This window comes from Galbibacter sp. L-19 (assembly GCF_056857615.1).
Genome location: NZ_JBSXNL010000067.1, coordinates 430,813 through 444,135, shown reverse-complemented (window position 1 = coordinate 444,135; position 13,323 = coordinate 430,813). Strand labels below are relative to the sequence as shown.

The following is a 13,323-nucleotide window of genomic DNA, read 5'->3' as shown; positions in this document are numbered from 1 at the left end:
AATGGCAAAAATTGCTGAATCTGAATTGATACTGAATGACGACGGCAGTATTTATCATTTAAATCTTCTTCCAGAAGACATTGCAGACACCATAATAACTGTTGGAGATCCAGACAGAGTGGCTACGGTTTCTAAGTATTTTGATACTATTGAGTTGAAAAAAGGAAAACGAGAGTTTGTAACACATACCGGAACCTTAAATAATAAGCGAATTTCTGTAATCTCTACAGGAATTGGAACGGATAATATTGATATTGTTTTAAATGAACTCGATGCTTTAGTAAATATAGATTTTGCTACCCGCACTATAAAAAAGAAACTCACCTCTCTTAATATTATTAGAATTGGAACAACAGGCTCTCTTCAGCCAGAAATTAAGGTAGACGACTTTTTAATGAGTGAATATGCGGTGGGGTTTGATAGTTTGCTTCATTTTTACCAAAGTGAAGAGATTCAATATACAGACATTCAGCAAAAAATAGTAAAACATACCAATTGGTTTCAGAAAAAATCAATGCCTTATGTTCTTGCTTATGATGAAAGTTTAGCAAGTAAATTACTATCTGAAAATGTACATTTAGGATTTACAGCAACCAATGTTGGATTTTATGGTCCGCAATCTAGAAAATTACGTTTAGAAGTTCAAGATCCCTCATTAAACGATAAATTAGCATCCTTTGATTACAACGGACTAAAGATTACTAATTTAGAAATGGAAACCGCTGGAATTTATGGCTTGGCAAAATTACTAGGACACAAAGCAGTATCTATGAATTGTATTCTTGCAAATCGACCTAACAAAAATTTTTCTAAAGATCCACTAAAAGCTACCGAAAAACTTATTCAATATACACTAGAAAAAATTACGCACATTTAAACTCTTTTATTTAGCTTTGACCTAAGATAAAATTGCTAAAAACCCCCTACATAAAAGCTGTATAAAGATGAAGAAAATTAAAATTGCTGGTGTTCCTGAGCATTTCAATTTACCTTGGCATTTAGCTATAGAAGACGGTGCATTCGAAAACCGAGGAATCGATTTAGAGTGGACAGAAGTTCCTGAAGGTACTGGAAGAATGTGTACTATGCTTCGCGACGGTGAAACCGATATTGCTATTATTCTTACTGAAGGAATTGTTAAAGATATTGTTGCAGGAAATCCTTCAAAGATAGTTCAGGTTTTTGTACAATCGCCTTTATATTGGGGAATTCATGTTGCCGCTAATTCATCTAATAAAAAAGTAGCTGATTTAAAAGATAAAAAGGCTGCTATTTCTAGATACGGAAGCGGAAGTCATTTAATGGCTGTTGTAAATGCCAATAATAATGGTTGGAGTTATAAAAATCTAGAATTTGAGGTTGTAAACAATGTAGATGGCGCTATTGAAGCCTTAAACAATGGTACTGCCGATTATTTTATGTGGGAGCACTTTACAACAAAACCTTTGGTAGATAAAGGCATTTTCCGTAGAGTTGACGACTGCCCTACTCCATGGCCTTGCTTTGTAATTGCGGTTACAGATAAATTGCTGGAGAAAAGTCCTTCTCTAGTAAATCATATTCTTGAAGTTATTAATACTTATACAGAAGATTTTAAAGACATTCCAAGTATTGACAGAATGTTAGCTAATAGATATGAACAAAAAGTTGAAGACATCCAAGAGTGGCTTTCTATTACCCGATGGAGCCAGGAAAACATCACTCCTATTATGGTTAAAAACATTCAAGAACAACTAGAAAGATTGGCTATTATTGAAAAAACACTACCTTATTCTAAAATTGTTACCAAAGTATAGGCTCTTTATTGTTTTTTAGTAAAATCTCATTACACTTACTAAAATGATTATTTCCAAACCAAAATCCTCTATTTGCACTAAGTGGAGATGGGTGTCCAGAAGTTAATATATCATGTTTGTTGGTGTCTATTAATTTTACTTTTCTTTTGGCATAGCCTCCCCAAAGTAAAAAAACAACATTTTCTTTTTTATCAGAAATACTTTTAATAACCACATCTGTAAAAGTTTCCCAGCCCTTTTTTTGGTGACTTCCAGCTTCGTGGGCTCTAACAGTTAAGGTAGCATTTAAAAGAAGTACCCCTTGCTTTGCCCAAGCTTCTAAATTACCACTGTCTGGGTATTCTTTACCTACATTGGTTTGTAGTTCTTTAAAAATATTTACTAGGGAGGGAGGGTGTTTAATCCCCTCCTTAACAGAAAAGCACAAGCCATTTGCTTGATCAACCCCATGGTATGGATCTTGACCAATAATAACAACCTTTACATCATTAAATGGACAGTAACTAAAAGCATTGAATATTTCATTTTCTGGAGGAAAACAAGTGTGGTGAGCATATTCTTCTTTTACATAAGAAGTTAATTCTTTAAAATATTCCTTCTCAAACTCATTATGTAAAACCGTTTTCCAACTAGATTCAATAGCAATATTCATTATTAATAATTTAGAATGGTAAATATAAAAGTTTAGGATTTTATAAATAGAAAATTATACTATTTTCATTTAGTAATTTAAAATAAAGGAGCTAGTTTTTAAAACTCTTATTCGAGTAACTATAAATCCAAATTAGTATGTAAATTTGCAGGAATCCAAAGCATTCGGATCTAATTTATATGAATAAAATACACGATAAAACATTACAAGACCTTGAATTTTCTAAAGTCCTTACACAGGTTTCCGAAATCTGTAATACCGAACTAGGAAAAGAAAGTGCTTTACAAATAAAACCATTTCGAAAAAAAGAGGAACTTTTTACTTCTTTGCATTTAACGAATGAATACCTGGCTTCTTTTGAAAATAATAATAGCATCCCACCTCATTATTTTGATGCTATTTCTAAAGAGGTTCAGCTATTAAAAATTGAAAATACGGTTATTGAAGTTGAAGGATTCAAAAAGATTGCTTCTATTTCTGTAACAGTAAATAATCATATTCTCTTTTATAAAAAATTTCATGAGTATTATCCTACGCTTCATCTACTTGCGCAGGAGATTGAATTTACAAAAGAAATTCAGCAACAAATAGAACAGGTAATAGATCGTTTTGGAGAAATAAAAGATGATGCTTCTCCTTCGCTATTCAATATTCGTAAGGATATGAATTTAGTTCGTGGTAAAATCAATCAAAGTTTTGCTGGTGCGCTGAGTAGTTATGCTTCGGCAGGTTTATTAGACGAAATTAGAGAAACGGTAATTGATAACCGTCGTGTACTGGCTGTAAAAGCTATGTATCGAAAGCGTGTAAAAGGCGCTATTATGGGAAATTCCAAAACAGGAAGTATTGTTTATATTGAGCCAGAAGCTACGCGCCACTATAACCGAGAACTTAATAATTTGGAGTATGAAGAAAAGGAAGAAGTTCAGAAAATATTAAAATTTCTTACCAATTTCATCCGAGATTATAGAGACTTATTAATAGATTATCAAACATTTTTAACACGTATTGATGTAGTTGCTGCAAAAGCAAAGTATGCAGACAAGATGAATGCGCTTTTACCTAAAATTACAGAAGGAAGGCAATTTAACATTATAGATGCTTACCACCCACTTCTCTATTTAACCAATAAAGCTAAGCGAGAAAAAACATATCCGCAAACTATAGAACTGCATCAGGAAAACCGAATTATTGTTATTTCTGGACCGAATGCAGGTGGGAAAAGTATTACGCTTAAAACCGTTGGTTTATTACAGGTTATGCTCCAAAGCGGACTTTTAGTACCTGTACATGAACGGAGTGAAATGTGTTTATTCGACAATGTTCTAACCGATATTGGCGATAATCAATCCATAGAAAACCATTTAAGCACTTATAGCTACCGATTAAAAAACATGAATTATTTCTTGCGAAAATGTAATCGGGAGACCTTATTTTTAATAGATGAGTTTGGAACAGGAAGTGATCCTGAGCTTGGAGGCGCTTTGGCGGAAACATTTTTAGAGGTGTTCTATGAAAGAGAAGCCTTTGGAATTATTACTACTCACTATGCTAATTTAAAAATGCTTGCCAACGATTTACCCCATGCTACTAATGCCAATATGCGTTTTGATAACCGTACGTTAGAGCCTGTTTTTAAATTAGTTTTAGGAGAAGCAGGAAGCTCTTTTACTTTTGAAGTAGCTCAGAAAAATGGAATTCCTTATAGCTTAATTAATCGTGCTAAAAAGAAGATTGAGCGCGGAAAAGTACGTTTTGATGCTACCATTGCTAAACTACAAAAGCAACGGAGCAAAATGGAAAAAACATCTACCAATTTAAAAGAAGAAGAAGATAAGGCGCGTGATGAAGCTAAAAGATTGGAAGAATTAAATGTAAAAATAAAAGCCAAGCTTGAGAATTATCAGCAGTTATACGACCATAACCAGCGTATGATTTACCTAGGAAATAAAATAAATGATATTGCTGAAAGCTATTTTATAAATAAAAAAAAGCGTCCGCTTGTATCAGAATTTCTTAGAATTGTAGAGACAGAAAACTCCAAACGCAAAAGAGAATCGGCTGCTAAAAAGAAAGAAGAACGTGCCAAGAAAAAGGCGGTTGAAGCAGAAGTTCAAAAAGAGGTAAAAGTTATTAGGGAGAAGAAAAAAATAGAGAAAATAGAGAAAGCTAAAGTTCCAGAAAAACCGAAGCATATTTTAAAACTAGGAGATCGAGTGCGTTTGATAGGGAGCAAATCTGTTGGAACCCTCGATAAGATTGAAAAAGGAAAAGCGCTAGTAAATTACGGGATGTTTACCACAAGTTCCGATTTAGATAAGTTAGAATTGGTAGAGGCTGTAAAGAAAAAAGGTTAAGCGGTAATGAGATATCTCCCGCCGGTCGACATGATTGCGATGCTTTAGTCATTTCGACTGAAAGGAGAAATCACATCCCTGTTTAACTCAAAGCATTTGCCGTAATGAGATGTCTCCCGCCGGTCGACATGATTGCGACGCTTTAGTCATTTCGACTGAAAGGAGAAATCACATCCCTGATATTTACCTCATGTATATTTTTAGTGATGAGATGTCTCCCACTGGTCGACATGACTGCGATACTTTAGTCATTTCGACTGAAAGGAGAAATCACATCCCTGTTTAACTCAAAGTATTTGCCGTAACGAGATGTCTCCCGCTGGTCGACATGACTGTGATGCTTTAGTCATTTCGACTGAAAGGAGAAATCACATTAACACAATAATCGAGGCTTGAGTGCTTTAAAGTCTTTCCTGCATCTACCGAAGGGTTTGTTTCAGAGCACTTATAGTGATGAGATGTCTCCCACTGGTCGACATGACTGCGATGCTTTAGTCTTTTATCTTTTTTCTTACAGCGAAGCGGTCTAGTGTTTTTACTCGGATATTAACGAAAGATAATTTTATAATACTGATTTACAGTTAATTAAAACTAAGCAAGAAAATCCTACTTAGCCTTTATTAAAGGATGATTCAACCCTCCTACTTCATTCTTTAGGACTTAGCCTTTATTAAAGGATGATTCAACCCTCCTACTTCATTCTTTAGGACTTCGTATTTATCGAGATTTTCAAACAATTTTGTCAAACTTTTAAAGCCGTAACTTCTAGGATCAAAACTAGGGTCAATTTTTCTGATATTAGCACCTAGTTTGGAGATATGAGCTTCTTCTTCTTCATTTAAAGAAATCTCAAAAGCCTTATTAATAGTAGCTAAATCCTCTTTTGAAAGTTTTGCGGAGGTATTAGAGGATTTTGACTTCCCACTGGTAGCTATAGTTTCTGCTTTTGGTTTTTCCTTGGGTTTTTCAGGTTCTTTAGTAACCAAATTTTCGGTAAAAGTAAAGACCTCACACGATTTTACAAATGCTTCTGGAGTTTTCTTCTCTCCTATTCCCATTACAAAAAGTCCTTCTTCTCGAATCCTTTTTGCAAGTCCCGTATAATCGCTATCGCTCGAAACAATACAAAATCCTTCTATATTTTTACCATGGAGAATATCCATAGCATCAATAATTAAAGAGCTGTCTGTGGAATTCTTCCCTGTAGTATAAGAAAATTTTTGAATCGGACTAATAGAATGCTGATTGATAATTGACTTCCAACTATTCATTTGTTGCGATGTCCAGTCGCCATAAATCCTTCTAATAGTTGCTTTTCCATATTTAGAAACCTCTTCTATTATCTCTTTAATCAGTTTAGGTTGCGCATTATCTCCATCTATTAAAACTGCTATATTAAATTTGGTTTCTGGCAACTTAGAATTCATCATTTTATTCAATTTTTTTAAATTCAAAAGAAATTTTCATTTCCTTATTTGATACTGCTGCATTTAAAGAAGTATCCATTTGTTTATAGGCTATTTTTGTAGGAAATTCAATTTCTTTATTTTCAGCAATAAAACTATTTCCCTCCATTGTTGTTACTTTAAAAACTGTAGGATGTGGTTCTTTAGGTGCCAATACATGCAAATTCCACTTTCCATCAATCTTTAATAATTGCATGTTTTCTTTAAAAATAGTGTCATTACTTTTCAGCGTAAAGCTAAGACCTTTATATTCTTTATCAGTAATTTTCTTCCAAAACTCGTAAGTTACTTTCCCTTCTTCTTCATTAACGCGTTCCCAATTACCGAGAAGCCAATCAAAATTAGGACTTGCTTGTTCTCTACAAGAAAAACTAATAACGAGGATACATAAAATAAAAATACTTCTCATATTTATGGGATAAAAAAGACTCACTTTATAATTACTTGTCAAAATCTATAGACAAATCAAAATACACATTCTTATAGACTACATAAGCAACACCACCAAAGCACAGCAGTGAACTCCCCGACTTAATCAACAAAGTAGAGATTAAAAAATCTGAATTTAATATTTGGTATGAATTGTTAATATTATCAAGGTTTTTCTGACCAAGATTAAGGTCTATAATTGGGAGTAAAATCCAAATAAAAAAAATAGAGATATTTATTAATACCCCCATTCTAAAAACTGATTTTACATCTGCTTCGCTTTTAAAACTAAATGTTGACATGTATTTTGACATTCCCACAAAGGACAAAAGAGCAAAAACAACAGCCATATAGGCCGCTATAGCACTAGCTGTAAACACATTAATAGGAAATATGAATAAAATTCTTTCTAAAAGTTTAAAAAATAAAGTATAAATTCCATAAGGGTAAAATGCTCCAAATAGCATTCCAATCAAAACTAATACATAATTTTTGTTAGGGTTCATTGGTTGATTTGTTAAGTTATACAACTAAGATACTAAATAAAAATAGCGAAACCCTTTTGCTCTTAAAAATTGAGTTGAATTTTATAGATAAAATGAGAATCTTATACGTCTAAAAGCTAAAAATTTAGAGACTATAACTAAACGTTTAATATCTTCTTTTAAACGTTTAAACATATAACCCAAGTGTTTAGCTAAACTCTTGATGTTTTTAGATTAAAAATAGATGCGATAAGGTTAAAAATAGATCTTTTTAGCTCTAACAATCCACATTTTACAACTTTTCATTAAAGTTTTAATTTAAGTGACTAAAATTTGAAAGTAAGCCTTTAAAAATAGTATTCTAAAGCCTTAAAACTGCTTCTTTTTAACCAAAAACATGAGTAAAACACCAAAACAGAATACCTTTTGAGTGAAATGGAGAATCTATTTGAATCTGAATATCTTGACTGATTTCTCTATTTTATTTGCTAAATTAGTTTTATGAATCGTTAATAACCAATTACATAGACTATTTCTATATAATAAATAACTCCCTTGTGAGGGATTCAAATAAAATAAATTAACCTCATTTAAACCCAACAAACCTTTGATAAACTCGATAGGCTTGGTAAAAATTAAATATTTGTAAGTGAAAACCTTAATTTTAAGAAGTAAAATAAAATATGGATTCGAAATTTGAAGCAGGAATAAACATTGCCATAAAAATTCCTAAAAGTAAATATAAAAAGACAGTTGCTTTTTATAAAGATATTTTAAAATTAAAAGTTGAAGAAAAACCAATTGATAACCCTACTGTTTCTAAAACACACAAAGTAGATTTTGGAAATAACGTGATATGGTTAGACTGTGTAGACAACTATACGCATTCTGAAACTTGGCTTCAGCTTAAGGTGCCAAATGTAGAAGAAGCCACAAAATATTTAAAGTTAAAAGGCGTAGAAACTTGTGACGAACTTGAAGAACTTCCAGAGAATATGCATTGGATTCAGGATCCTGCTGGAACAGTTTTTAATTTACAACAAAGAGAAACAGAACTATAAACGGAACACTGATTTTTAAATCTTTGCTAAATGACAAAAATTATTTCAACTCCAAACTGTGGCAATTCTCCTAAAATGCAGTTTATAAAAGAATTCAATATTGCTTTTGCTAAAGGAGATGTTGCATTTATTATTGAAAGTATCGCGGATAATATTGTTTGGGATATAATCAGCTCCAAGAAAATAGAGGGAAAAGAAAATTTTGTGAAAGCGCTTAATAAAATGAAAAGTATTCAAACAACAGAATTAAAACTCGAACAAATTCTATCTCACGGAAAACAAGCAGCTGCCAATGGTATAATTACATTAGAAAGCGGCAAAAAATATGCTTTTTCAGATTTTTACCTCTTTAAAAGTGCAAAAGGTGCACAAATACAATCATTAACATCTTATGTAATAGAAGTATAAGTATAAGTATACTAAATTGCTAGTTTATATTTGCCACTAATTCACAAATGAATTACTACACAGTACTAAGAAAACCTCTCCATTATCCGTATACCTGAGGCTATAACTTAAACTTCCTAAAGATAAAAAGGGCTTTATTTTAGACTATTCTTATAAAAAAGGAAATAATTCCCATTTCTTTCCAATATCAAGGAGTAAATTTGCGACATGAAAATTTTAGTAATCGAAGATGAGCCGCAGTTACTCAATAACATAAAAGAGTCGCTTGAAAAGGAAAAATTTCTTGTTGAAACAGCTTCTGATTATTACAGTGCTATTGACAAAATCTTTATTTATGAATACGACTGTATTCTTTTAGATATTATGTTACCAAATGGGAACGGATTAACCCTTTTATCTGAACTTAAAAAAAAGGGTGAAAATGAAAATATAATAATTATCTCCGCCAAAGATTCGTTAGACGACAAACTCAAAGGGCTAGCGCTTGGAGCTGACGATTATCTTACAAAACCTTTTCATTTAGCCGAACTTAATGCCAGAGTGAATGCTGTTTTACGAAGACAAAAATTAGGGGGTAAAAATACACTTGAAATTGCCAATATAATTATAGATATAAAAGAGCGAACCTTTACTGTTAATAGTAAGGATATTGTTTTAAACAGAAAAGAATTTGATATTATAAATTATTTCTTACTCAACAAAAATAGATTGGTTACCAAGGCTGCTTTAGCAGAACATGTTTGGGGGGATAATGCAGATAATGCTGATAATTTTGATTTTGTGTATTACCAAATAAAAAATTTGAGGAAAAAACTACACTCATGTAATGCTGAAATAGAAATTGAATCTATTTATGGAATTGGATATAAATTGATTGAAATATGAAATTACTAAACCAATCCATAAAATATGTGTCATTTTCTATTTTAGCTATTGTTACAATTTGGGCGGGAATTTTTTATTTCAATATGCTCAACGAAATAAAAAGTAGTATTGACGAAGGACTTGAAAACTACAAACGTATAATCATTCAAAATTCTCAACAAGACACTACGCTTTTAAGCAAAATTTATTTTGACGAAAGCTTTTTTACTATTCAAAGAATTGAGAAAGAAAAAGCGCTGTCTGTAAAAGACAGATACCTAGACACTGTGCTTTATATGCAAGATGCGGATGATGATAAACCAGAGGCAGAACCCGTGAGAATGCTCATTACTGCTTTTGAGTTAAATGGTAAATTTTACGAACTCAAAGTTGCTAACTCAATGGTAGAAGAAGATGATTTAATAAAAGAGCTTCTTAACGATACCATTTGGCTGTATATTAGTTTAATAGTTGGAATAGTTTTTATCAACAATTTTGTATTAAAAAAACTTTGGAAACCTTTTTATGATTTTTTATCTCAATTAAAAAAGTACCGATTGGGAATCACTCAAAGTCTCCCTAAAGTAAAGACCAAAACAAAAGAATTTACAGATTTACAGAATGCAGTTAATGCCTTATTAAAGCATACTACAGAAACCTACGAACAACAAAAACAATTTATAGGAAATGCTTCGCACGAACTGCAAACACCTCTAGCTATTGCTACTAATAAATTGGAGTTGTTAATTGAAAAAGGAAATCTACAAAACAATCAAGCAGAAGATATTGCAGAAGTAATGAGTATAATAGAGCGATTAGTTCGTATAAACAAATCCTTATTGCTATTAACCAAAATAGAAAACAAGCAATTTCTAGATAACCATACGGTATCTATAAACGAAGTTGTTCAAAAAAATATTAACGATTTGGAGGACATTTCATCCTTCAAAGATGTAAAAATTCATTTAAAGGAAGAAGCACAATTGTCAGTAAAAATGGATGCTTCTCTTGCCAATGTAATTATTTCAAATTTATTGAGAAATGCAGTATTTCATAATAATACTAATGGAAGTGTTGTTGTAGAAATTACAGAAAAAAACATCAAAATTAGTAATACAAGTAGCAATCTAAAACTTGATGAGAAACTCATTTTTATTCGTTTTTATAAACCTGGAAACAAATCTATGGGTACAGGGCTCGGATTAGCTATTATTAAAGCTATTTCTGATTTGTACAGCTTTAAAATTTTTTATTCCTACAACAACTCTATGCATTTATTTCAAATTTCTTTTACGGAATAATCTAATTTAAATATTTACATCCCTCTCAATACGTAGTTTACTTTTATCCCTATGAGCAAATTCATTAGGTGCTTAAAAGATGCCAATTAAACATATTTCCTCCCAAAATTCCTTTGACTTGTAGAATAGGTTTTGAAGAATCAACTCTTTTATAAAAGATAAGATTAAATAAATTCTTTTCCCAAGTCTTTCCAAATTTGGGTATTTCATTTGTTGTATAATTAAAAAATATACAAAATGAAAAAACAAATTTTAATTTTCGGTGCAGCAATAGTTATGAGTTCTATTACAAATGCACAAGACATTCCTCAAAGTCAGGTTCCATCAATTATTAATAACGAATTCAATAAACAATTCCCTAAAGCTACAGACGTAGAATGGGAAATGGCTGGTTATTTATACAATGTTGAATTTGAAATTAACTGGAATCAAGATCATGAAATATGGTATAACTCTGAAGGGAAAATAGTAAAACACAAAGAAGATATTTCTGTTAGTGAATTACCTAAAGTAGTAAACAACACCATCAAAAGGAAATTTAATGGCTATTCAATAGACGATTTGAAACGTATTACTGATAACGGACAAATAGTTTATAAAATGGAACTTAATGCCTTTACAAAACAAGATTGGGATATAGTAATAGATAACAATGGCGATGTAATAAGTAAAATAGCTGACTAAAATTCCCGAAATTATGCTAAGAACTCTTATAATTTTCCTTTTAGGATTCATTAGCAGTTCTAATTGCTTTGCCCAATTCTCTCCACCAGGATTGGGCAAAGTAAATACTGCTTCTTGGTTTGCAACTGGGATTAAACAAAGTTTAAATAAAAAAGAAACTATTACCTCTGCTACTTATTTTGGCTCTGGTAGAATTAGTAATCCTGATAATTATAATTTCTTCAACAAACAATCTATATATGTTTTAAATGAAGAAATATCTCACAGGTTTAAAAAAAATTGGAAATATGCTCTTGCGATAAGTTATAGATGGCAAAACAAATTTAAAACTACTCATCCCTATGAATTAGACACACCAAAGGCACGACAAGAATTAAGGTTATATGGCCGTTTTTACTATTTAAACTCTTATAAAATATTAGATTATTCCTTTAGTTATCGTCCAGAAATACGGTTTTTCTATAATCCCGATTTTAAATCAGCCACAAAGAACACTCAGTTTCGTTCTCGTATTCGAGCAAAAGGTTCGTTTAACTTAAATGCTTTAAAAACACGTAGGATTATAATTTCATCAGAATTTTTATTTTCCACAACCAAAACAATAAACTGGAGCAAATTTGAATATCAAGAAAGCCGTTTTTGTTTATACTATTCTTTAATTTTTCCTAGTGAGAAAATTAGATTGAATTTTGGTTATATGAATCAACTTGTCGGAAAAAAAACAATTACCGATGCACACTACCTTGCATTTGATATTATCTTAAAAAATCCGTTTTAATTACTAATCGCTAGCATAAAAAGATTTAGAATATCCTTAACAGTGGTAACTTGTATTTAGCTTTAAAAGGGATTAATTTTAAGGGAAATAAAAAAATAACATTCTAGTTAATTAGAATACATAAATCTTGAATTAATACATATGAAACTTTTAAAAGATAAAGTAGCATTAGTAACCGGAGCGGGATCTGGAATTGGTGAGGCTATAGCAAAATTATATGCTCAAGAAGGAGCAAAAGTTGTTGTAAACGATATTAATGTAGAAAATGGTAAAGCTGTGGTTACTCTAATAAAATCTGAAGGCGGTGAAGCTATTTTTATTGAAGCAGATGCAGCCGATGAGAAACAGGCTAAAAATCTAATTAAGCAAACCGTTGAAAAGTATGGAAAATTGGATATAGCATGTAATAATGCAGGAATCGGTGGAGAACAGAATATAACTGGAGCATATTCTATAGATAGTTGGAAGAAAGTAGTAGATATTAACTTAAATGGCGTGTTTTTTGGATGTAAATATCAGCTTGAAGAAATGGAAAAAAATGGTGGTGGCGTAATTGTTAATATGGCTTCTATTCATGGAACAGTTGCCGCTCCTATGTCTTCTGCTTATACTGCTACTAAACATGCGGTTGTTGGATTAACAAAAAATATAGGTGCTGAATATGGACAGAAAAACATTCGTTGTAATGCAGTAGGTCCTGCCTATATTGAAACTCCACTACTAAATGCTTTAGATGGAGATATGAAAAAACAATTAATTACTAAGCACCCAATGAATAGACTTGGAAGACCAGAAGAAGTAGCTGAATTGGTTTTGTTTTTAAGTTCTGAAAAAGCTTCTTTTATGACGGGAGGATATTACTTAATTGACGGTGGTTACACTGCTGTTTAATCCCACATGAGGGTTTTATTCCCCAGAGCCTGTCCTGAGTTTACCGAAGAGCTCTACGTCAAAATTGATTTAATTATTTTTCCTTTGAATACCTCGTAGTAGTTGATTTTTTTAATATTTTGGAGCTTTTGGAGGTCTTTATTTAATACCT

At 31.7% G+C, this 13,323-nt stretch carries 14 protein-coding genes; 10 read left to right on the top strand and 4 right to left on the bottom strand.

What is annotated here, in order from left to right:
• Position 1 precedes the first annotated feature (1 nt).
• On the top strand, positions 2-877 hold the full coding sequence (locus AC13CQ_RS15240) for a nucleoside phosphorylase (RefSeq protein WP_474507311.1): 876 nt from the start codon (positions 2-4) through the stop codon (positions 875-877).
• A 67-nt stretch (positions 878-944) separates the two neighbouring features.
• The gene (locus tag AC13CQ_RS15235) at positions 945-1,796 is read left to right on the top strand and encodes a substrate-binding domain-containing protein (RefSeq protein ID WP_008614845.1); all 852 of its coding nucleotides are present in this window, start codon (positions 945-947) and stop codon (positions 1,794-1,796) included.
• Here AC13CQ_RS15235 and AC13CQ_RS15230 read toward each other — a convergent pair.
• The gene (locus AC13CQ_RS15230; RefSeq protein WP_474507312.1) at positions 1,783-2,448 is read right to left on the bottom strand and encodes a uracil-DNA glycosylase; all 666 of its coding nucleotides are present in this window, start codon (positions 2,446-2,448) and stop codon (positions 1,783-1,785) included. The two genes, AC13CQ_RS15235 and AC13CQ_RS15230, sit on opposite strands and share 14 nt — an antisense overlap.
• Positions 2,449-2,627: 179 nt before the next feature.
• Between AC13CQ_RS15230 and AC13CQ_RS15225 the strand changes: the two genes are divergently transcribed.
• Entirely contained in the window at positions 2,628-4,805 is a 2,178-nt protein-coding gene (locus AC13CQ_RS15225; protein WP_474507837.1) for an endonuclease MutS2, read from the top strand.
• 653 nt (positions 4,806-5,458) lie between these two features.
• Here the strand turns inward: AC13CQ_RS15225 and AC13CQ_RS15220 are convergent.
• Genes AC13CQ_RS15220 through AC13CQ_RS15210 form a run of 3 tightly spaced genes read right to left on the bottom strand, consistent with a single transcriptional unit; the run spans position 5,459 to position 7,206 of the window.
• Positions 5,459-6,235, bottom strand: coding sequence for an NYN domain-containing protein (locus tag AC13CQ_RS15220; RefSeq protein WP_482882960.1), 777 nt, complete (start codon positions 6,233-6,235; stop codon positions 5,459-5,461).
• Position 6,236: 1 nt separating this feature from the next.
• The gene (locus AC13CQ_RS15215) at positions 6,237-6,680 is read right to left on the bottom strand and encodes a DUF6265 family protein (protein ID WP_050989702.1); all 444 of its coding nucleotides are present in this window, start codon (positions 6,678-6,680) and stop codon (positions 6,237-6,239) included.
• Between the two features lie 31 nt (positions 6,681-6,711).
• Entirely contained in the window at positions 6,712-7,206 is a 495-nt protein-coding gene (locus tag AC13CQ_RS15210; protein ID WP_335588608.1) for a hypothetical protein, read from the bottom strand.
• Positions 7,207-7,868: 662 nt separating this feature from the next.
• Between AC13CQ_RS15210 and AC13CQ_RS15205 the strand changes: the two genes are divergently transcribed.
• The 7 genes from AC13CQ_RS15205 (at position 7,869) to AC13CQ_RS15175 (ending at position 13,172) form a co-directional block, all read left to right on the top strand.
• Complete coding sequence (locus tag AC13CQ_RS15205; protein WP_008614828.1) at positions 7,869-8,246, top strand: VOC family protein; 378 nt, start codon at positions 7,869-7,871, stop codon at positions 8,244-8,246.
• Positions 8,247-8,276: 30 nt separating this feature from the next.
• Complete coding sequence (locus tag AC13CQ_RS15200) at positions 8,277-8,654, top strand: nuclear transport factor 2 family protein (RefSeq protein WP_008614827.1); 378 nt, start codon at positions 8,277-8,279, stop codon at positions 8,652-8,654.
• 207 nt (positions 8,655-8,861) lie between these two features.
• Positions 8,862-9,539, top strand: a complete 678-nt coding sequence (locus tag AC13CQ_RS15195) for a response regulator transcription factor (RefSeq protein ID WP_008614826.1) — start codon at positions 8,862-8,864, stop codon at positions 9,537-9,539.
• Positions 9,536-10,819, top strand: a complete 1,284-nt coding sequence (locus AC13CQ_RS15190) for a sensor histidine kinase (protein WP_474507573.1) — start codon at positions 9,536-9,538, stop codon at positions 10,817-10,819. Before AC13CQ_RS15195 ends, AC13CQ_RS15190 begins: the two co-directional genes overlap by 4 nt.
• 237 nt (positions 10,820-11,056) lie before the next feature.
• Positions 11,057-11,503, top strand: coding sequence for a PepSY-like domain-containing protein (locus AC13CQ_RS15185; RefSeq protein WP_008614824.1), 447 nt, complete (start codon positions 11,057-11,059; stop codon positions 11,501-11,503).
• A 91-nt stretch (positions 11,504-11,594) separates the two neighbouring features.
• Entirely contained in the window at positions 11,595-12,281 is a 687-nt protein-coding gene (locus AC13CQ_RS15180; RefSeq protein ID WP_245547682.1) for a DUF2490 domain-containing protein, read from the top strand.
• Between the two features lie 141 nt (positions 12,282-12,422).
• Complete coding sequence (locus AC13CQ_RS15175; RefSeq protein ID WP_008614821.1) at positions 12,423-13,172, top strand: SDR family NAD(P)-dependent oxidoreductase; 750 nt, start codon at positions 12,423-12,425, stop codon at positions 13,170-13,172.
• Positions 13,173-13,323: the final 151 nt, after the last annotated feature.